This window comes from Vibrio sp. D173a, from assembly GCF_030248475.1.
In genome coordinates this window covers 1-929 of the sequence record NZ_JAHGAH010000724.1, presented here as the reverse complement: position 1 = coordinate 929, position 929 = coordinate 1, and the positions used below count along the sequence as shown (strand labels likewise).

General features: G+C 44.6%; 1 pseudogene. It reads left to right on the top strand.

Annotated features, from left to right (window positions below):
* Nucleotides 1–44 precede the first annotated feature (44 nt).
* Nucleotides 45–650 (top strand): annotated as a pseudogene (locus KIV40_RS28805) (quinolinate synthase); the annotation flags it as partial.
* Nucleotides 651–929 lie beyond the last annotated feature (279 nt).

Genomic DNA, 929 nt, shown 5'->3' with positions numbered 1-929 from the left:
TGTCTCTGTCTAAGTTGCTCAGTTTTTCAGCGTGAATGAGGAGTGTGGTGTCCTCTAGTATTGCACTGGAAATCGTAGAAAGCCTAGACGCAGAAGGTAAGCCAATCATTTGGGGTCCAGACCGTCACCTAGGGTCTTACATTGCGAACCAAACCGGCGCAGACATGTTGCTATGGCAAGGTGAGTGTATTGTTCACGACGAATTCTCTGCTGATGCATTGAGAAAAATGAAGTCTGTGTATCCAGAAGCGGCAATCCTAGTACACCCAGAGTCACCAGCAAGTGTGGTTGAACTGGCAGACGCAGTCGGCTCTACTAGCCAGCTGATTAAAAAAGCGAAAGAGCTACCGCACCCGCAAATGATCGTCGCGACAGACAAAGGTATCTTCTTCAAGATGCAACAATTGGTTCCTGAGAAAGAACTGATTGAAGCACCAACCGCTGGTGCCGGTGCGACATGTCGCAGCTGTGCACACTGTCCTTGGATGGCGATGAACGGTCTTGAGGCGATTGAAAACGCGCTTGAGAATGGTGGTGAGCAACACGAAATCTTCGTTTCTGATGAGCTTCGTGTTAAATCTCTGATCCCATTAAACCGCATGCTTGATTTCGCAGAGCAGTTGAACATGCAAGTGAAAGGCAACGCGTAAGCAAGGTCTTCACCTTCAGAATTTAATAGCCAGCATTCGTGCTGGCTTTTTTGTGCCTTATTTTCGAGTTTTACATCAGATATCTTGTTGATATCGTGAATTTTTCCTAGCATGTAAATAACAAAATACTAATTTGAGGTGCAGATGATTATCTGGTTACAACTCAAACGCTGGCTTCAAGCGAATTTGTTTGTGTTAAATGGAAAAGTATGCTCTTTAAAAATAAGAACCTATCAATCTGTGTGGGCACTCGTTGATGATAATCCAATTAGATACCTC